Here is a 19,405-nt window from a genome sequence, read left to right on the forward strand (position 1 = left end):
GGTACCGGGTACCGGGAAGCCGCCCGTGTTACCGAGGTACCGAGATTCCGATGATGAAACCGGTCCGAGGAGGAGCGGGATCAGATGAGCGGGATCAGGTGAGTGCGGGCTCCGCCTGCGGGACCTCGATGTCGAAGTCCTCGTCGAGCAGAGAAGTGTCTCCGCGGTGCTGAGCGGCGGCGGTGAGCGAGTCGTTCTCGTTCTGGATCCGGTTGAGCTCGGACTCCAGATCCTGGACTCGCTGCTGAAGCCGTCGCATCTCGGCGAGGAGTCGCGGGTCGGAGCCGCCGACGTAACCGAGAAGCGCCTTTGCCATGATGAGTGGTCCTCCACACTGAGTGACCGACCGAGAGCGGTGTGGGTCGTGAGGGAATCGCACCCGCGGTGCTTGGCAGTGATGTTGATTCACTGCGGTTCTCACTTGTTCTCGCTGCCAAACAGCTAAGGTGCGCGGGGATTCCAGAGTCTCACCAAAAAGTTTGACGGTCAACACGATCACACCCCGTATCGACGGGCTTCCCGGGAGCGTTCGGCCGTGGAAACAACGGCGTCGCTCAACCTGCGGGGCCCTGGGGGCTTGGAGATCATCCTCGTACGGGCAGCCTTCCACGACAACCCGTTTCTGGCAACCACCAGGGCATTCCCGCCGAACGCAGGTGCCCGTGGCACCCCGCACGGGCGTCCCCTCCTTACTACTGGAGTACGAAGGGACCGGCCGGGTCAGCGGATCGCGAAGCCGGTGTAGCCCCCACGCGGTGTGCCCCATATCTCAGTGACACCGTCGACCCGGCCGGGAGTGTCGTCGGAGTGCAGCCACTGGAGCAGCCGGTGGCAATTCTCACGCGGCCCCTCGGCGACCACCTGCACGCGTCCGTCGTCGAGGTTGAGGGCGAAGCCGGCGAGGCCGCCGATCTCCAGTGCGTTTGCCCTGGTGAACCAGCGAAAGCCCACTCCCTGTACTCGGCCGCGTACCCAAGCGGTGAGTCGCGCGTCCGGTCGTGCATCTTCGTTCATGACTGCACGCTAACCGGCCAAATGCTCACGAGACACTTCACCCCCACACGTCATGCCGTACAGTCCCGACCCAATGAGCCTCATCCATATGGGTGAACACATTGACCGTCGAGTTTGAGGAAGGCACAGCAGATGGGACGCCATCGACGCACTGCCGCCGGGCCCGCCGCAGACGTGACCGCGGAAGCCCAGGCAGGCGGTATCCGGGGCGGTGACCGCCGCAGGAAGCGGGCCGCGCCCGTGCGGACCGGACTGCTCGGAGTCTCCGCCGCCGTGGCCTTCGGGGCCGTGGCCGTTGCTTCCGGAATCCTTCCCGGCACCGAGAACTTCGGCCTCGGGGGCGGCGGCAACGGCTCCGGGGACCGGGTGACGGCCGGCGGCGCCGTGGACCTGAAGGCCCAGGGCGACGCCTCGGCCTCCCCCACCGACCGGGCATCGGCCCCCGCCTCCGCCCGGGGCGGGGAGCGCGCGCAGGGCCCGTCCAAGACGCCTTCGCAGACCCCTCCGGAGAAGACCTCCCCGTCGGGCACGCCGAAGACTCCGGCCGCCGATTCGCAGAAGCAGACGGTCGACGGCGCGAAGAAGGCGCCCGCCGAGACGCCGAAGACGGACGCCCCGAAGCGCGCGGAGACCCCGGCCGCACCGAAGGCGCCCGCCACCCCGGAGCGCCGCCGGACCCAGGCCCTCGCCTCGGCGAACGACGCGGCCGCCGCCGTGCTCTCCCTGGTGAACCAGGAGCGCGCGAAGGCTGGCTGCAGCCCGGTCCGCCCGGACACCGGCCTCGCCTCGCTGGCCGCGTCCTTCAGCCGGGACATGGCCTCGCGCGGCTTCTTCGACCACACCGACCCGGACGGCGCGACCCCGTGGGACCGCGCCGCCAAGGTGGGCATCAAGGACCTGGGCGGCGAGAACATCGCGCGCGGCCAGGCCGACGCCCAGGCGGTGATGGACGCCTGGATGAAGAGCGAGGGCCACCGCGCGAACATCCTGAACTGCGACTACACGACGCTGGGCGTCGGTGTGCACATGGCCGAGGGCGGCCCGTGGTGGACGCAGGACTTCGGCTTCTGATCCCTTTCGTCCCGTCGCCCCGTCGTCCCGCCGGCCGCCGCCGACCTCCTACGGTCGCGGCGGCCGCTGGCACTTCGGGCAGAAGTAGCTGGAGCGGTTCATCCACGGGCGGCGCCGGATCTCCGTCCCGCAGCGGTGGCAGGGCTTGCCCTCGCGGCCGTACGCGTCGAGCGAGCGGTCGAAGTAGCCGGACTCGCCGTTCACGTTCACGTACAGGCTGTCGAAGCTGGTGCCGCCGACGTCGAGGGCCGCGTTCATCACGTCCCGCACGTGCCCCAGGAGTTCGGCCGAGCGGGGTTTGGTCATGGTCCCGGTGGGCCGGTCGTAGTGCAGCCGGGAGCGCCACAGCGCCTCGTCGGCGTAGATGTTGCCGACGCCGCTGATCAGGGACTGGTCGAGCAGGGCGCGCTTGACCGTCGTACGGCGCTGCCGCAGCGCGGTGTGGAACGCGGCGTCGTCGAAGGCCTCGTCGAGGGGGTCGCGGGCGATGTGCCCGATGACGTCGGGCAGGCCGTCGGGGGTGGTGTCGTGCAGCGAGAGCCCGCCGAAGGTGCGCTGGTCGACGAAGCGCAGCTCGGTACCGAGGACGTCGGCGAAGCGCAGTCTGACCCGCAGGTGCTTCTCGTCGGCGGCCTCCTGCGGCTGTACGAGGAGCTGCCCGCTCATCCCGAGGTGGCCGAGCACCGCGAGCGGGGCGTCGTCCAGCGGCAGCCACAGGTACTTGCCGCGCCGCATGGCCGCCCCGACGCGGTGCCCCGTCAGCCGGGCGGCGAAGTCGGGGCCGCCCGCGAGGTGCCTGCGCACCGCGCGCGGGTGCAGCACCTCGACCTCGGCGACGGTCCGCCCGGTGACCCACCGCTCCAGGCCTCGGCGTACGACTTCCACTTCCGGCAGCTCGGGCACTTCTGCTCTCCTCGGGAAAAGGGTTCGGGTATGCGTCCGGCCCCGCTACCACCCGTGAGGGTCGTAGCGGGGCCGGACGGTGATGCGTACTGCTTGATGCCGTACTGCTTCAGGTTTTCGCGGTCAGGCGACCGGCGACGTGCTGTCGTCGGACTCGGGCGCCGGGGCGTCCGGGGCGGTGACTGCCGGAACGTCCGCGCCGGCCTTCGCCGCCGCTTCTCGCTCCGCCGCGGCCGCGCTGATCGCGCGCCACGCGGACTCCGCCGCCTGCTGTTCCGCTTCCTTCTTGCTGCGGCCGGTGCCGGTGCCGTACGAGACACCACCGACGCGGGCGGCAGCAGTGAAGGTCTTCTCGTGGTCCGGGCCCGTCTCCGTGACCAGGTACTCGGGAACACCGAGCCCCTCGGCCGCGGTGAGCTCCTGGAGACTGGTCTTCCAGTCCAGACCGGCGCCGAGGCTGGACGACTTCTCGATCAGCGGATCGAAGAGCCGGTGCACCAGCTCGGAAGCGGCGTCCAGACCCTGGTCGAGATAGACCGCACCGATCACCGCTTCCAGGGTGTCGGCGAGGATGGATGCCTTGTCCCGGCCTCCCGTGCCCTCTTCACCCCGGCCGAGCCGGATGAAGGAGCCGAGTTCGAGGCCGCGGCCCACCTCCGCGAGCGCACGAGAATTGACCACCGCGGCCCGGAGCTTGGCCAACTGGCCTTCCGGGAGGTCGGGGTGGGTCCGGTACAGCGTGTCGGTGACCACCAGGCCGAGCACCGAATCCCCGAGGAATTCGAGCCGCTCGTTGGTGGGCAGACCGCCGTTCTCGTACGCGAACGAACGATGGGTCAGCGCACGCACCAGAAGGGCGGACTCGAGGTGATACCCGAGCCGCCCTTCCAGAAGCGTGTGAGACGAGGCATTGTCCGTCTTGTGTGACTCAGACATGGTGCCTCTCACCAGCCGCTCAGACCTCGAGGACCTGGCGCTTGTTGTACGTGCCGCAGCTCGGGCACGCAATGTGCTGGAGCTTCGGCTCCTGGCAGCGCTCGCACGACACCAGGGTGGGGACCGCAGCCTTCCACTGCGACCGGCGGTGGCGCGTGTTGCTGCGCGACATCTTCCGCTTCGGAACAGCCACGGCTACTTCTCCTGCTTCTCGTCGACGCCAGATTCAGCGTCGTCCACGTTGTCCTTCTCGTCGACCTGGCCGGTCTCGACGAGTCCCTGCAGTGCCGCCCAACGGATGTCGACGGCGTCATGGTGGTGGTCCGGGTTCTCGTTCAGGCTGGTCCCGCACTGCGAGCACATACCTGCACAGTCCTCCCGGCACACCGGCTGCATCGGCAGTGCGAGCACTACCGCGTCACGCAGCACGGGTTCGAGGTCGAACAAGCCGTCCTCGAGGAAGAGTGTGTCCTCGTCGTCCTCGGCGTCGTCGCCCGGTTCCGCTTTTGCACGGCCCCGGTCGTCGGCGTCAGGGTACGAGAACATCTCCTGGAAGTCCGCTGCGACGTCAAGCCGCACCGGCTCCAGACACCTTACGCACTCCCCCTCACCCGTGGCACGGACGGTGCCTGTGACAAGCACCCCTTCCATGACGGATTCGAGGCGGAGCCTGATCTCCAAGGGCGCACCTTCCGGTACGCCGATGACCCCTTCGACACCGAAGTCCTTGGGGGCCTCCGCGGAGCGGGTCAGCCGCTGGAGCGCACCGGGACGCCGGCCCAGCTCGTGTGTGTCGAACACGAGGGGGTTGCGGTGGTCGAGGTGCGTACTCAGGGGATTTCCTGCTTTCGGATTGCTGTGGAGACGGGCTGCCGTGGCGATCGAAGTACGTCGGAGGTACGTCGACGGCGAATCGGGCAGCCGAAATCGCAGACGTGGTCCGCGACGAAGAGCCAGGATACTTGACGCTTCGCCCAGGGCCCAATCCGGTCCTAACGACCCTGCTCGTACTCCCGGAGCTGGTCGAGATTGATCATGCTCGTGTCGAACATGCTGGTCTCGTCGAGGGCGCCCTGCTGCGGCTGGTGCGGCTGCTGGTGCTGCTGCGTCTGCTGCTGTACGGGCTGGCCGTACTGGTCGTAGCCCTGCTGCGGGTAGCCGGCCGCGTAGGGGTCCTGCTGGTAGCCGTACGGGTCCTGCTGCTGGTACGAGGCGGCGTACGCGTCCTGGGGCTGCTGGTACGGCGCCGCGTACGGGTCGTAGGGCTGCTGCTGGGCCGGTACGTGGGGCTGGGCCCGCGGGGGTTCCGGGGCGTGCGCCGGGGCCGCGGCGGGGGCGGCGGGCACGGCCGGCTGCGGCTCGGCGAGGTCGGCCAGGAAGTCGGCGTCGCTGCCGCGCAGCTGGGAGTGGTCGAGGCCGTCCTGCTCGGCCATGTGTGCGCCGAGGTCGTCGGAGGCGATCCGGCCGTGCAGCTTCTGCCGGCCCTTGCCGACCGCTTCGAGGGTCTTGGCGAGTACGGCCTCGAAGGCGCCCAGCTTGGTGTCGACGTACTCGTCGGCGCGGTGCAGCAGGGTGGAGGGGTCCGGGCTGTACTCCGGGGCGTCCTCGTCGGCGTAACCCTGCTCGTCGAGGCCGGGGCCCCTGCCGAGCAGCTTCTCGCGGCCCCGGCCGACGGAGCCGATGGTCTTGGTGAGGACGACCTCGAAGTTGGCCAGCTTGGAGTCGACGTACTCGTCGGCCTCCGCGCGGATCTCCTCGGCCTCGTTGCGGGCCTCCGCGAGGATGCGGTCGGCCTCGGCCTGGGAGCGGCGGGCGACCTCGGTGTCGGAGATCAGGTCGCCGCGCTGGCTGTGCGCGGACTCGATGATCCGGTCCGCCTCCTGGCGGGCCTGCTCGACCAGCTGCTCGCGGCCGCCGATCAGCTCCTGCGCCTGGGCGAGGGAGCCGGGCAGCGCCTGGCGCACCTCTTCCAGCATGTCGAGCAGGTCGGCGCGGTTGACCACGCACGAGGCCGACATGGGCATGGACCGGGCACTGCCGATCGCGTCGACGATCTCATCGAGCTTCTTCTGCACGTCCACCGTGTGCTCGCCACTCTCTCGGCCTGGTTTGGAGACGGACGGGACGACTGTACGGCCAGTCGGCTCCCGCCCGACACCGGGTGACGGAACGTCAGTTGGCCTGGGTTCCGGACTTCTTCTCCTGGAGGCGGGCGGTCAGCGCCTCGTGGACGTGCTCCGGCAGCAGGTGGGCGACGTCGCCGCCCCAGGCCGCGACCTCCTTGACCAGGCTGGAGGAGAGGAAGCTGTAGGTGGGGTTGGTCGGTATGAACAGGGTCTCGATGCCCGAGAGGCCGTTGTTCATCTGGGCCATCTGCAACTCGTAGTCGAAGTCGCTGACCGCGCGCAGCCCCTTGACGATCGCGGGGATGTCGCGGTCCTTGCAGAAGTCGACGAGGAGGCCGTGGTGGGACTCCACCACGATGTTCCCGTAGTCGGCGGTGGCGGCGCGGATCAGATCCATCCGCTCCTCGACCGTGAACAGGCCCTTCTTCGACTGGTTGATCATCACCGCGACGTGCACCACGTCGTACAGCCTGGAAGCCCGGCCGATGATGTCGAGATGTCCGTTGGTGATGGGGTCGAACGACCCGGGACAGACTGCTCGGCGCATCTGTGGTCCCTCGCTCTCCGGTCCGGTCATCGTGCGTCTTCGCACGACGAGGCGGCGCGACCGTACCAAAGCGTTCCCTCGCCGTAGCGACGGGCCCGCAACGGCTCGAATCCCTTGGGCCAGTTGAATTCTCCGCCCCTGGTGCTGCGTTCCACGGTGGCGATCGTGTCCTCGGCGAGCCACCCCTGGGCGTGGAGTGTGAGGAGAATCTCCCGAAGATCGTCATCGGTGACCGCGTACGGCGGATCCAGGAAGACGATGTCGTACGGCTCGGCGGGCGGCGGAGTGGTCACGACCTGCTCCGCTTTGGCTGCCCGTACCTCGGCGCCGGGCAGTCCCAGGGTGCGGACGTTGTCCCGGATCGTCCGGACGGCCTTCGCGTCGGCCTCGACGAGCAGTGCGTGCACCCCGCCCCGCGAGAGCGCTTCGAGGCCGACGGCCCCGGAACCCGCGTACAGGTCGGCGATCCTGACCCCCTCCAGGGTGCCGCGCAGCGCCTCCCAGGTGGAGAAGAGGCCTTCGCGCGCCCGGTCGGAGGTGGGGCGGGTGCCGTTGCCCGGCGGCACGGCCAATCGTCGTCCGCCGGCGGTGCCTGCGATCACGCGGGTCATCTGGTGAGGTCCTTGGTCGGTGCACTGAGTGGCTGGTGGGACCAGTCTCTCAGCTCACCGCCCCCACGGCAGGCGTCGGCCCCGGCCGCGCGGGCGGGCGCGGCCGGGGCCGGTGGTGCTGGTGGAGCGGTGAGCTGGTGGGGCGGTGGTGCTGGTGGGCTCAGCCCCTGACGAGGCGGACCGCCTCGGTCCGGGAGACCGTCACGGTGTTCCCGTAGTTCGGGTCGACCGCCGAGGCCCGTGCCTCGACCTCGACCAGGCCCTTCTGGAACGGGGTGGTTCCGGTGGGCACGGCCTTGGCCGTCCACGGGACGGGGGCGCCGGGGGTGCAGGCCACGCTGGCGCTGTACGCGCCGCGGATGATGACCTTCTTCTTCACCTGGGTCACGTCGCCCGCGACCTCGACCTGGGCCGGTACGTCACAGCTGACCTTGCCGTGCACGGTGGCCTTGCCGTTCAGGGCGCTTGCCTGGCCCTCCAGGGACACGTCGAGGCCGAGGGAGAGCTCGGCGGGCGGCGCCGGGTTGGAGAGGTGGATCTCGCCCCTGGCGGCGGCCTCGCCTCCTTCGCAGTGCTGCACGAAGGTGGCGTCGAGCTTGTGGACATAGCCGTTGGGCCCGAAGGCGACCTGGGCGATGTCGAAGGAGCCGGTGAGGGTGTTGCAGCCCCGGCCGTCGCCGCTCAGGTCGAGGCCGGGCTGGCCGGCGTCGTTGAAGGGGTAGCGGATGGCGCCGGTGTAGCTGCCCGCCTTCAGGGCCTTGCCGTCCGCGAGGTCGAGCGACCACCGGGAGCCGTCCGCTCCGTTGACCGACACCGAGATGACGTTCTGGTCCTTGTTGCTGGTGACGGTGAGCTGGTCCTTGTTCGCGATGGAGTACGCGTGCGGCCGGCCCTGGCTGATGTAGTCGTCGGCGTCGCCCGAGAAGCTGAGCGACCCGGTTTCGACCGACTGCGCCTGCGCCGTCCCGGCCGTCGCCAGCGCGCCGGAGGCGAGGGCCAGGGCCAGGCCGAGAGCCGCCGCGGCGCGGGCGAGCGGACGTCTGCGGGTACTGCGTAACGAGCTGTGGTTCATCGTGCCCCCAGGAGAGTTCTGGATGTGCCGTGATGATCCTGTGTACCCCTGATGTTCGAGTCAACTCATAAAAGATAAGGGGCAGTTGGGGCGAACGGGTGCACCTCAGCCCTTGTCCAGGTACTCCTCCCGGTCCTTGTCCAGCAGCGCGTCCAGCGCCGTCCTCAGCTCCGGCAGCCGTTCCAGTTCGGGGTCGGCGGCGACGATCTTCACCGCCTCCTCGCGGGCGGCCGCGATGACCTCCTCGTCCTCGATGACGGCGAGCACCCGCAGCGAGGAGCGGACGCCGGACTGGGCCTGGCCGAGCACATCGCCCTCGCGGCGCTGTTCGAGGTCGATGCGGGAGAGCTCGAAGCCGTCGAGGGTGGCGGCGACGGCGGCCAGCCGGGCCCTGGCAGGGCTCGCCTCGTGCATCTCGCTGACCAGCAGGCACAGTCCGGGGGCGGAGCCACGGCCGACCCGGCCGCGCAGCTGGTGGAGCTGGGAGACGCCGAACCGGTCCGCGTCCATGATCACCATGGCGGTGGCGTTGGGGACGTTGACGCCGACCTCGATGACGGTGGTGGCGACCAGGACGTCCACCTCGCCGGCGGAGAAGCGGCGCATCACGTCGTCCTTGTCCTCGGGCTGCATCCGCCCGTGCAGGACCTCGACGCGCAGTCCGGCCAGCGGGCCCGCCCGGAGCTGGTCGGCGATCTCCAGGACGGCGAGCGGCGGCCGCTTCTCGGGGTCCTCGGCGTCCTCGGCGGCCTTCTTGGACTTCTTCTTCGGCTCGTCCTCGCCGTCGCCGATGCGCGGGCAGACGACGTACGCCTGGTGCCCGTTCTCCACCTCTTCGCGTACCCGCTCCCAGGCGCGGGCCAGGAAGTGCGGCTTGTCCTTGGCGGGGACGACATGGGTGGCGATCGGCGAGCGCCCGGCCGGGAGCTGGTCCAGTACGGAGGTCTCCAGGTCGCCGAAGACGGTCATGGCGACGGTGCGCGGGATGGGCGTCGCCGTCATGACGAGGAGGTGCGGGGGCTGCTTGCCCTTGGACCGGAGCGCGTCGCGCTGCTCGACGCCGAACCGGTGCTGCTCGTCGACCACGACCAGCCCCAGGTCGTGGAACTGCACCTTGTCCTCGATCAGCGCGTGCGTGCCGATGACGAGACCGGCCTCACCGGTCACCAGGTCCAGCAGGGCCTGGCGCCGGGCGGGCATCCCCATCGACCCGGTGAGCAGCACCACCTTCGTGCCGAGCGCGGACCCGCCGAGCATGCCGCCCTCGGCGAGCTCGCCCATCATCTCCACGATGGACCGGTGGTGCTGCTGGGCGAGCACCTCGGTGGGCGCGAGCATGGCCGCCTGCCCGCCCGCGTCGACGACGGTGAGCATGGCGCGCAGGGCGACCATCGTCTTCCCGGAACCCACTTCTCCCTGGAGGAGGCGGTGCATCGGGTGGTCGGTGGCGAGGTCGTCGAAGATCTCCTTGGAGACCTTCTGCTGGCCCTCGGTGAGGGTGAAGGGGAGCTTGGCGTCGAAGGCGTCGAGGAGGCCGTCGGGGGACGGGGTGCGGGGGACGGCCGGGAGCTGGGTCTCGGCGAAGCGGCGGCGGGCCAGGGCGACCTGGAGGACGAACGCCTCGTCCCACTTGAGCCGGTCCCTGGCCTCGGCGATCTCCGCCTTGTTGCGCGGCCGGTGGATCTCGCGGAAGGCGTCGGGCAGCGGGATCAGGCCCCGGCCCTCTCGCAGCGTGTCCGGCAGCGGGTCGACGAGCTCCGACCAGCCGGTGGCCTCCATGGAGGCCAGGACCAGGTCGACGGTCTTGGCGATCTTCCAGCTCTCCATCTGGGCGCAGGCCGGGTAGAGCGGGATGAGCTGGTTCGCCCAGGCCGCGACGGCGTCCTCGCCCGCGTCCTTGCCGAGCATCTCGTACGCCGGGTGGGAGAGCTGGCGGATGTTGCGGAAGACGCCGACCTTGCCGGAGAACATGCCCTTGCGGCCCGGCAGCAGTTCCTTCTGGTGGTGGTAGAGCGACTTGCCGAAGAAGACCAGCTGGAGGCGGCCGCTGCCGTCGGTGAGGGTGACTTCGAGGCGCTGCCCCTTGCCGTTGTTGAAGCGCAGGACGCGGGCGTCGGCGACCTGGGCGACCACGGTGGCGTGCTCGTCGAGCGGGAGGTCGGCGAGCTGGGTGAGCTCGCCTCGCTCGGCGTACCGCCGGGGGTAGTGGTGCAGCAGGTCACCGACCGTGTGCAGGTCGAGGTGCTCGGCCATCACCTTCGCGGTGGTGCCGCCGAGTGTCTTCTTGAGTGGTTCGTCGAGCGAGGGCACGAGATCCATTGGACACCATGGGTCTGACAGTCCGGGGATGAGCGCGGATACCGCGACTACCGCGATTACCGTGCTTCCCCGGCCACGCCGCGTGCGTACGCCCTCTCGTAGGCGGCGCGGGAGAGGCCCGCGCGGGCCGCCGCCCTGGCCCGTGCGACGTCGAGATCGCCCAGCGCCGCCGCTCCCCGCAGCCGCTCCGCCTGCCCCAGCAGTTCGGCCGCCCGCTCCGGAGGGACCGCTTCCGCGCGGGCTTCGGCGATCTCCGCGAGGACGGGGCGGCCTGGCTGGTCCTCGGCCAGCACCGCCGCCTGGTCGAACCACTCGTGTGCCCGGGCAGCCGCGCCCGGCGCCCCCTGTGCTCCCTCCGCCCATTCGGTGCGCCCGAGCCCGAGGAAGACCCGCAGTGCCTCGCCGACGCTGAACCAGGTCGCGGTGCACCCTTCGAGCGCCGCCTCGTAGTGGGCACGCGCGCGTGCGGTGTCCCCGGAGAGGCGGGCCGCGTCCCCGAGACCGCGCAGCGCGCCCGTCGTCTTGTCCGGTACGCCGATCTTCCCGGCCAGCTCCGCCGACCTGGTGAACAGGCGCACGGCCTCCTCCTGTTGACCCGCGTGCAGCAGGACCGTGCCCAGCCGCAGCAGCATGTCGGCCGTCTCCTCGGGCGCCCCGAGCTCCGTGACGAGGACGAGCGCCTCGTCGAGCAGTGCGCGCGCCCGTGCGCCGTCCCCGCGCCAGTGCGCGAAGGTGGCCAGCGAGTCGAGGGCGTTGGCGATGCCCCACCGGTCGCCCGCCTCCCGGAATCCGGCGAGCGCCGCCTCGAACGCCTCCTCCGCGGGCCCGGGCCGGCCCCCGAAGAGGTCCTGGTAGCCACGGCCCAGCCGCAGCAGCGCGACCGCCCACGGGTCCTTGCCGAGGTACCCGGACTCGGCCGACTCCGTCGTCTCCGGGTCCGTACGCGGTCCGGCGGCCAGCGCCCAGAGCACCAGGGCGTGCGGCTTGCGCAGCTTTCCCGCGAGGCCACGCATGAGGCCGTCGGCGCGGGCGGCCAGGTCCTCCCAGGCACCGCCCCCGTCCCGGTTCCCGGCCGCTGCCAGCAGGCACAGCGTGTACTCCTCGACGAGGCCCTCCGGCGGCTCCTCCCCCACCTTCGCCAGCAACTCCCTTGCCACTTCCGCCAGTTCCCCGGCCCGCCCGCGCAGCGGCGCGTACCAGGTCAGGCAGGCCAGCAGCCGCAGGGCCACGGCCGGGTCGCCGCCGCGCACCGCCGCCAGCAGGTTCGCGTGCTCGGCGTCGAGCCGCGCCAGCCAGGGCAGTTGGTCCGCCCCGCGCAGCAACGGCTGGGCGGTCTCGGCCAGCTCCAGGAAGTACGCGGCGTGGGCGGCCCGCAGCCGCCGCTCCTCGCCGCCCAGCTGCCCGGCGCAGTACACCCGGATCGTCTCCAGCATCCGGTACCGTCCGTCCACCGACTGGACGAAGGACTTCTCCACCAGCGAGGCGAGCAGCCCGTCCGTGTCCTCGGCATTCTCTGCGGTCGCGGCGTTCTCTGCGGTCGCGGCGTTCTCTGCGTTCTCTGGGGTCTCGCCCCCGCACACCCGCTCCACCGCACCGGCCGTCGCTCCCCCGGCGAACACGGTCAGCCGCCGTGCCAGCTCCCGTTCCGCCTCGTCGAGCAGCTCCCAGCTCCACTCCACCACCGCCCGCAGCGTGCGGTGCCTGGCCGCCTTCGTACGGTCGCCGCGCGACAGCAGCCGGAACCGGTCGTCGAGCCGGTCCGCGATCTCGTCGACGGTGAGGGTACGCAGCCGGGCGGCGGCCAGTTCCACCGCGAGCGGCAGCCCGTCCAGGGCGGCGCAGATGTGCTCCACGCGCGCGTGGCCGTGCTCACCGGGGCGCAGTACGAAGCCGGGCCGTACCGCCGCCGCCCGTTCCTGGAAGAGCCGGACGGCCTCCGGCATGCCGAGCGGTCCCACTGTGACCAGGGTCTCCCCCGTGATGCCGAGCCCTTCGCGGCTGGTGGCCAGGATCCTGAGACCCGGGCAGCCGGCCAGGAGGACTCCGGTCAGCCGGGCGGCGGCGTCCACCAGGTGTTCGCAGTTGTCCAGCAGGAGCAGCAGGCGCCGCCCTTCGTACGCGGCGAGCGCGGCCACCAGCCGCTGCGTGACGTCCGCCGCGCCCTGCCGTTCCTGGAATCCGCTCTCGCGGACCCCGAGCGCCGCCAGCACGGCGTACGGCAGCCCGGCGGCGTCCGGCACCGGCGCCAGCTCGACGTAACAGACCTCGCCCGTCCACCGCGCCGCCGTCTCGACCGCGAGCCGGGTCTTGCCCGCGCCGCCGGGTCCGGTGAGGGTGATGAGCCGGGTGCTGCCGAGCAGCTCCCCGAGGTCCGCCAGCTCCTGTGCGCGCCCGACGATTCCGGTGAGCCCGGCGGGCACCGGGCGCGGGGCGGCGGCCCGCTCCGGACGCAGCAGCTCCAGATGCAGGGCGGCCAGCTCCGGCGAGGGGTCCGCGCCCAGCGCCTCGCCGAGCGCCCGCCGGGCGTCCTCGTACACGGCGAGCGCCTCGGCGGGCCGCCCCGCCGCCCGCAGCGCCCGCATCAGCAGCCCGTACAGCCGCTCCCGCAGCGGATGTACGGAGACCAGCTCGCGCAGCTCCCCCACCAGCGCGGCACCCGCCTCCCCGGCCGGCCCCGCCGCCCCGCCGAGCTCCGGCCCCAGCCCCAGCCGCGCCTCCGCCAGGTCCTCCCGTACGTCCAGCCGCTCCCCCTCCAGCCGCCGCGCCCGCGCCCGCGCGAACGGCAGCCGGTCCAGGTCGGCGAGCGCGGGCCCCCGCCACAGCCCGAGCGCCTCCCGCAGCAGTTCGGCGGCCCGCCCGCACTCGCCCGTGCGCAGCGCCCGGCGCCCCTCCCGCGCCAGCTCCGCGAACCGGTGCACGTCCACGTCGGACGGGGCGGCGTCGAGCCGGTATCCGGCGGGCAGCGATTCGATCCGCAGGCCCTCGGCGCCCAGCCGCCTGCGCAGCCGGGAGACCTGCGACTGGAGGGCGTTGGCGGCCCCGGCCGGCGGCTGGTCCCCGTACAGCCCGTCCTTCAGCCGCTCCGGGGAGACCGGACGGCCCGCTTCGAGCGCCAGCAGGGCGAGCAGGGCCCGGGGCCGTTCCCCGCCGGGGTCGAGGGCGGAGCCGTCGTCGGTACGGATCTCGATGGGGCCCAGCAGTTCGAAGCGCACCCGCCGATTCTGCTGCTCCGCGCAGGTCCGGAGCGTGGTCCGGACGTAAAGGACAAGAAAAAGGACGAGCAAAAGGGCAAGAAAAAAACCGGCCCACCCGAGGGTGGACCGGTCCTTTAAGCAACCAGCTAGGTGGCCGCGCTATCTAGACGTCAGCGCGAGACCTTGCCGGCCTTGATGCACGAGGTGCAGACGTTAAGCCGCTTCGGCGTCCGACCGACCACTGCACGCACGCGCTGGATGTTGGGGTTCCAACGACGCGGGGTACGGCGGTGCGAGTGCGAAATGTTGTTGCCGAAGCCCGGCCCCTTGCCGCAGACGTCGCAGTTGGCAGCCACGGTCACTCCAAAGACTTCAGATGCACTTACAGTGAATTCCGGCATGCCGAGGATCCGAAGATCTTGTGGCGTAGCCGGGGGAATGTCCCGATTTTCATCGGGCAACCGGAGCAGCATACAACGACTGCTCTCGTACAACGAAACTACCACGGCTCGGGGGACCCCCGCCCCGGCCCCGTCTCCCGTCGGCCACCCTCCGAGGGCTAGTCTGCGAACCGTTCCCGCTGCTCAAGGAGGAGGCCCAGGTGCCGCAGTCCCCCGACGATCTCGATGCCGTCGCGGTACGCACCTGGTGCTCGCTGGCCCTGGAGGCGCTGGGCGCGGAGCGCGAGGAGATCGACGCGATCAATGTCTATCCGGTCGCGGACGGGGACACCGGAACCAATCTCTTCCTCACCGTGGAGTCCGCCGCCCAGGCCCTCGAAGCGGTCTTCGCGGCCCACGGGACGGTCACCGGACCCGCTCCCTCCGTTCCCCTGCTGTCCGATGCCGTACGGGCGATGGCGCACGGGGCGCTGATAGGGGCCCGGGGCAATTCGGGGACGATCCTCTCCCAGTTGCTGCGGGGGATGTCCCAGGAGCTGTCGCAGCGCGAGAGCGCGGACGGCGAGGACCTGCGGCGGGCCCTGGAGCGGGCCGCGGCCTCCGCGTACCGGGCGGTCGCCCATCCCGTCGAGGGCACGGTCCTGACGGTGGCGACGGCGGCGGCCGGGGCGGCCTCCGCCGCGGGTGCCGGGAAGACGGCAGCCGCCGTGGCGCAGGCCGCCTACGAGGGCGCCCGCCGCGCTCTCACCGAGACCACCGGGCAGTTGGACGTACTGGGCAGGGCCGGGGTCGTCGATGCGGGCGGCCGGGGCCTGGTGACGGTGCTGGGCGCGCTGGTGGAGGCCCTGACCGGCGAGGCGGTGGCGGTACGGGCCCACGCGCCGCACGGCATCCTGGTCGACGACTGCTCGGCCGACCACGCGGACGAGGGCGGTCCGGCCTTCGAGGTGATCTACCTCCTGGAGGCGGACGACGCGGCCGTGGACCGGCTGCGCACCCGGCTCGACGGGCTCGGCGACTCCCTCGTCGTGGTCGGCGGCGACGGCCTGTGGAACGTGCACGTCCACGTCGACGACGCGGGTGCCGCCGTGGAGGCGGGGGTCGAGGCGGGCCGCCCGTACCGCATCCGCATCACGCACTTCGGCGCGGACCGCGTGGCACCGCCGCGCGAGCGGGCGCAGCGGGCCGTGGTGGCGGTGGTCCCGGGCGAGGGGCTGCTCGCCCTGTGCACGGAGGCGGGTGCGACCACCGTGCTGGCCAGGCCCGGGGAGCCGCCGGCCAGCGGGGAGCTGGTGGACGCGATCCGGCGGGCGCACGCGCGCGAGGTGGTGCTGCTGCCCAACGACGCGGACCTGCGGCACACGGCCGCTGCCGCCGCCCAGCAGGTGCGTACCGAGGGCGTGCGGGTGGCCCTGATCCCGACCCGGGCGGCGGTCCAGGGCATCGCGGCCCTCGCGGTGCACGAGCCGGACCGGCGCTTCGACGAGGACGTGGTCGCGATGACGTCGGCGGCGGGCGCCACCCGGTACGCCGAACTGGCCGTCGCCGAGCGGCAGTCGTGGACGACGGTGGGGGTCTGCCAGGCGGGCGACGTCCTCGGGCTGATCGACGGCGACGTCGCCGTCATCGGCACGGACGTCGCGGAGACGGCGCGGACGGTCCTCGACCGGATGCTGGCGGCGGGCGGCGAGCTGGTCACGCTGGTCCTGGGCGACGAGGTCCCGGACGGTCTCGCGGAGACGCTCGAAGCCCATGTACGGGGCCGGCACCTGGCGGTGGACACGGTGACCTACCGGGGCGGCCGTCAGTCGGCACCGCTGCTGATCGGGATCGAGTAGCCGACGCCCACGGCAGGGGCCGGTCAGCCCTCGGTCAGCGCCCGGTAAGCCGCTCCCCGCACGCTGCACCGCATGACGAACCCACAGAGCAGCACCGCGGCGTCCGGCCCCCTCTCCCACCTCCGCGTCCTGATCTCCGGCGCCAGCATCGCCGGACCCGCCCTCGCCCTCCAGCTCGCCCGGTACGGTGCGCGGATCACCGTCGTCGAGAAGGCGCCCGCCCTCAGGCCCGGTGGCTTCGCCGTCGACTTCCGGGGGCACGTGCACCGCGAGGTCCTCCAGGACATGGGGATCTGGGACGAGGTGCACGCCCACCAGACGCGCATGGGGGTGCAGACCGTCGTCGGCGCCGACGGCCGCCGCCGCCTCGATCTGCCCGCCGCCCTGATGAGCGGCGACGTCGAGATCGCGCGCGGTGATCTCGCCCGGATCATGTACGGGCGCACCAAGGACCTCGCCAACGTCGAGTACGTCTTCGGCGACTCGATCACCGCCCTGGACGAGACACCGACCGGCATCGACGTCACTTTCGAGCGGGCGGCCCCCCGCACCTTCGACCTCGTCGCCGGCGCCGACGGCCTGCACTCCCGCACCCGCGCCCTGGCCTTCGGCGACGAGTCCCGCTACCTGCGCTTCCTGGGCTACTACGTCGCCGCCTTCGACGTCCCCAACCACCTGGGCCTCGACCGCACCGCACGCCTGCACAGCGATCCCGGCCGGATGGTGAGCATCGGCAACGCCGACGGCGTCCCGTCCCACGCCGGGGCCTCCCTCGTGTTCTCCTCGGCCGAGCGGCTGGACTTCGACCGGCGCGACCTCGCCCAGCAGCAGAAGATCCTCACCGAGCGGTTCACCGGCATGGGCTGGGAGGCCCCGAAGGTGCTGGAAGCGCTCGCCGCGCTCGAATCCGTCGACGAGCTCTACTTCGACGCCATCGCCCAGATCCACGTCGACCGGCTCTCCACCGGCCGCGTCGTACTGATCGGCGACGCGGGTTACGGGGCGACGATGGGCGGCATGGGCACCGGAGCCGCGATCGTCGCCGCGTACGTCCTGGCGGGCGAACTCGCGGCGGCGGGCGGCGACCACCGCACCGCCTTCGCCGCGTACGAGGCCGGGTTCCGGGACTTCGCGAAGGGGTGCCAGAAGATCGCGGGCAACGCGGGCCCGTTCCTGGCCCCCGCGTCCGAGCGGAAGATCCGGCAGCGGGACCGCACCTACCGGATCCTCTCCTCGCGGCTGCTCGGCGGCTTCTTCAAGCGGCTGACCGAGAAGGCCGCCACCGCCATCGAGCTGAAGAGCTATCCGCGCTGAGCCATCCCCGCCGAGCTACCCCGCGCGCAGCCATCCCCGCCGAGCTATCCCCGCTGGTCCCCGGCCCGGGCCGGTTCCCGCAGCCGCCACCCGTGGTCGACGGGGCCGATGCCCGCGCCCAGGGCGAAGCCCGCCGCGATGGCCTCCGTCACGTACTCCTTCGCCGCGTGCACCGACTGCGGTACGTCGAGGCCCTTGGCGAGGCCGGAGGCGATGGCCGAGGCGAGGGTGCAACCGGTGCCGTGCGTATGCCGGTTGTCGTGCCGGGGGGCGCGCAGCCAGTGTGCGTCGGTGCCGTCGGTGAGCAAGTCGACGGCGTCGCCCGGGAGATGGCCGCCCTTGATGAGCACCCAGCGCGTCCCGCACGCCAGCAGCGCGTCGGCCGCCCGCCGCATGTCGTCCTCCGACTCCACGCGTACGCCGGTGAGTTGGGCCACCTCGTCGAGGTTCGGGGTGGCCACGGTGGCGGTCGGCAGCAGGCACTTGCGTACGGAGTCCACCGCCGAGGCGGCGAGCAGCGGGTCCCCGTGCTTGGAGACGCCCACCGGGTCCACGACCACCGGTGCGTCGGTGCCGGCCAGCAGGTCGGCGACCTCCTCGACCAGCCCGGCCGACGACAGCATTCCGGTCTTGACCGCCTGTACGCCGATGTCGTCGACCACGCTGCGGTACTGGGCGCGGACCGCCTCCACCGGCAGGTCCCAAACCCCTTGCACGCCGAGGGAGTTCTGGGCGGTGACGGCGGTGAGCACGCTCATTCCGTGCACGCCCAGCGCCAGCATCGTCTTCAGGTCGGCCTGGATTCCCGCACCGCCGCCGGAGTCGGATCCGGCGACGGTGAGCACGCAGGGAAGCACACCGGGGGAGGCAGGAGGTATTCGCATGACAGCGAAGGTACCGCGCCTGCGGCAGCACCCTCCATAAGGGCATTCAGCCTTCGATGTCGCCGAAGTGGTCCCAGCCGCCCTTGCTCGTCCAGGGCGCCCCGTCGACGGTGACCTGCGGCAGCGCGGACGGATTGAGCACCTCGCCGATCACCTTCCAGCGGGCGGGCAGTTTCACGTCCGGCGGGAAGGTCGCCACGATCGCGTGGTCCTCTCCCCCGGTCAGTACCCACTGCAGCGGGTCGACGCCGACCGCCTGCCCGATGTCCGACATCTGGGTGGGGATGTCGATGAGGCCCGAGCGCAGGTCGATGCGGACCTTGCTGGCCTCCGCGATGTGCCCGAGGTCCGCGACCAGACCGTCGCTGACGTCGGTCATCGCGGTGGCACCGAGCCCGGCCGCGGCGGGGCCCGCGTGGTACGGCGGCTCCGGCCTGCGGTGCGCCTCGACGAAGGCGCGCGGCGAGCGGAAGCCCCGGGAGAGCACCGCGTGCCCGGCCGCCGACCAGCCCAGCCAGCCGGTGACCGCGACCACGTCGCCGGGCTGGGCGCCGGAGCGCACCACCGGGTCGTGGTTGCGCAGGTCGCCGAGCGCGGTGATCGCGACCGTGATGGTCTCGCCGCGCACCACGTCACCGCCGACCACCGCCGCGCCCGCCACCTGGCACTCGTCGCGCAGCCCGTCCATCAGCTCGATCGGCCAGGTGGCCGGGAGCTCGGCGGGGACGACGAGACCGAGCAGCAGGGCCGTCGGTACGGCGCCCATGGCGGCGATGTCGGCGAGGTTCTGCGCCGCCGCCTTGCGGCCCACGTCGTACGCCGTCGACCAGTCGCGCCGGAAGTGGCGGCCCTCCAGCAGGATGTCCGTGCTGGCGACGACCCGCCGGTCGGGTGCGGACACGACCGCCGCGTCGTCGCCGGGCCCGAGCCGTACGGCCGGGGTGGAGGTGAGCCGGGAGGTCAGCTTCTCGATGAGGCCGAACTCCCCCAGCTCGCCCACGGTGCCCTTCATATGTGTGCCCCTTCTGCCCCAGTGCGCTTGCGGTCGCGAGCCGACACTGCTGTAGGTACCGTCAACACGTACGTCAACTTCTCTTCGCCGTACGACTTCTCCTGCGCACCGGCCCCCGCGTCACGGGCCGCGCAGGTCTCCCCACCGCCCGCGACGACACGGT

Annotated in this window: 18 protein-coding genes; 3 read left to right on the top strand and 15 right to left on the bottom strand. The window is 71.8% G+C overall.

Going from position 1 to position 19,405, the window contains the following annotated elements; genetic code table 11:
* Positions 1–94: 94 nt before the first annotated feature.
* Positions 95–316: a hypothetical protein gene (locus ACZ5PB_RS35230; RefSeq protein WP_468696928.1), complete on the bottom strand. Its 222-nt coding sequence runs from the start codon at positions 314–316 to the stop codon at positions 95–97.
* 404 nt (positions 317–720) lie between these two features.
* Entirely contained in the window at positions 721–1,014 is a 294-nt protein-coding gene (locus ACZ5PB_RS35235; protein ID WP_468696929.1) for an acylphosphatase, read from the bottom strand.
* Positions 1,015–1,146: 132 nt separating this feature from the next.
* On the opposite strand from ACZ5PB_RS35235, the gene ACZ5PB_RS35240 reads away from it, so the two are divergent.
* The gene (locus ACZ5PB_RS35240) at positions 1,147–2,085 is read left to right on the top strand and encodes a CAP domain-containing protein (RefSeq protein ID WP_468696930.1); all 939 of its coding nucleotides are present in this window, start codon (positions 1,147–1,149) and stop codon (positions 2,083–2,085) included.
* Between the two features lie 48 nt (positions 2,086–2,133).
* Here the strand turns inward: ACZ5PB_RS35240 and mutM are convergent, their stop codons facing one another.
* From mutM to rpmB, 11 genes are all read right to left on the bottom strand, one after another.
* Positions 2,134–2,988 carry a bifunctional DNA-formamidopyrimidine glycosylase/DNA-(apurinic or apyrimidinic site) lyase gene (mutM, locus tag ACZ5PB_RS35245; RefSeq protein ID WP_468696932.1) on the bottom strand — a complete coding sequence of 285 codons (855 nt, stop codon included), beginning with the start codon at positions 2,986–2,988 and terminating at the stop codon, positions 2,134–2,136.
* Positions 2,989–3,111: 123 nt separating this feature from the next.
* Positions 3,112–3,924 carry a ribonuclease III gene (gene rnc / locus ACZ5PB_RS35250; protein WP_468696934.1) on the bottom strand — a complete coding sequence of 271 codons (813 nt, stop codon included), beginning with the start codon at positions 3,922–3,924 and terminating at the stop codon, positions 3,112–3,114.
* A gap of 19 nt (positions 3,925–3,943) precedes the next feature.
* Complete coding sequence (rpmF, locus tag ACZ5PB_RS35255; protein WP_003965982.1) at positions 3,944–4,117, bottom strand: 50S ribosomal protein L32; 174 nt, start codon at positions 4,115–4,117, stop codon at positions 3,944–3,946.
* A 2-nt stretch (positions 4,118–4,119) separates the two neighbouring features.
* Positions 4,120–4,758 (bottom strand): YceD family protein, encoded by a 639-nt coding sequence (locus ACZ5PB_RS35260; RefSeq protein WP_468697056.1) that lies wholly within the window; start codon positions 4,756–4,758, stop codon positions 4,120–4,122.
* A gap of 158 nt (positions 4,759–4,916) precedes the next feature.
* Positions 4,917–6,005, bottom strand: a complete 1,089-nt coding sequence (locus tag ACZ5PB_RS35265; RefSeq protein ID WP_468696936.1) for a cell division initiation protein — start codon at positions 6,003–6,005, stop codon at positions 4,917–4,919.
* Between the two features lie 91 nt (positions 6,006–6,096).
* Positions 6,097–6,597: a pantetheine-phosphate adenylyltransferase gene (coaD, locus tag ACZ5PB_RS35270; RefSeq protein ID WP_468696937.1), complete on the bottom strand. Its 501-nt coding sequence runs from the start codon at positions 6,595–6,597 to the stop codon at positions 6,097–6,099.
* Positions 6,598–6,623: 26 nt separating this feature from the next.
* Positions 6,624–7,208: a 16S rRNA (guanine(966)-N(2))-methyltransferase RsmD gene (gene rsmD, locus ACZ5PB_RS35275; RefSeq protein WP_468696938.1), complete on the bottom strand. Its 585-nt coding sequence runs from the start codon at positions 7,206–7,208 to the stop codon at positions 6,624–6,626.
* 160 nt (positions 7,209–7,368) lie between these two features.
* Positions 7,369–8,280 (bottom strand): META domain-containing protein, encoded by a 912-nt coding sequence (locus ACZ5PB_RS35280; RefSeq protein WP_468696940.1) that lies wholly within the window; start codon positions 8,278–8,280, stop codon positions 7,369–7,371.
* A 105-nt stretch (positions 8,281–8,385) separates the two neighbouring features.
* Positions 8,386–10,599, bottom strand: a complete 2,214-nt coding sequence (gene recG / locus ACZ5PB_RS35285) for an ATP-dependent DNA helicase RecG (RefSeq protein ID WP_468696941.1) — start codon at positions 10,597–10,599, stop codon at positions 8,386–8,388.
* A 56-nt stretch (positions 10,600–10,655) separates the two neighbouring features.
* Positions 10,656–13,811 (bottom strand): AfsR/SARP family transcriptional regulator, encoded by a 3,156-nt coding sequence (locus tag ACZ5PB_RS35290; RefSeq protein WP_468696942.1) that lies wholly within the window; start codon positions 13,809–13,811, stop codon positions 10,656–10,658.
* Between the two features lie 152 nt (positions 13,812–13,963).
* Entirely contained in the window at positions 13,964–14,149 is a 186-nt protein-coding gene (rpmB, locus tag ACZ5PB_RS35295) for a 50S ribosomal protein L28 (protein WP_015036441.1), read from the bottom strand.
* 245 nt (positions 14,150–14,394) lie between these two features.
* Between rpmB and ACZ5PB_RS35300 the strand changes: the two genes are divergently transcribed.
* Positions 14,395–16,032, top strand: a complete 1,638-nt coding sequence (locus tag ACZ5PB_RS35300) for a DAK2 domain-containing protein (RefSeq protein ID WP_468696944.1) — start codon at positions 14,395–14,397, stop codon at positions 16,030–16,032.
* A gap of 72 nt (positions 16,033–16,104) precedes the next feature.
* Entirely contained in the window at positions 16,105–17,346 is a 1,242-nt protein-coding gene (locus ACZ5PB_RS35305; protein ID WP_468696946.1) for an FAD-dependent monooxygenase, read from the top strand.
* A gap of 44 nt (positions 17,347–17,390) precedes the next feature.
* Here ACZ5PB_RS35305 and thiD read toward each other — a convergent pair whose 3' ends face one another.
* Both thiD and ACZ5PB_RS35315 read right to left on the bottom strand, forming a co-directional pair.
* Complete coding sequence (gene thiD, locus ACZ5PB_RS35310) at positions 17,391–18,230, bottom strand: bifunctional hydroxymethylpyrimidine kinase/phosphomethylpyrimidine kinase (RefSeq protein WP_468696947.1); 840 nt, start codon at positions 18,228–18,230, stop codon at positions 17,391–17,393.
* Positions 18,231–18,276: 46 nt separating this feature from the next.
* A complete protein-coding gene (locus ACZ5PB_RS35315; protein ID WP_468696948.1) occupies positions 18,277–19,242 on the bottom strand; it encodes a thiamine-phosphate kinase in 966 nt (321 codons plus the stop codon).
* Positions 19,243–19,405 lie beyond the last annotated feature (163 nt).

The organism is Streptomyces sp. NPDC032721 (genome assembly GCF_055579625.1).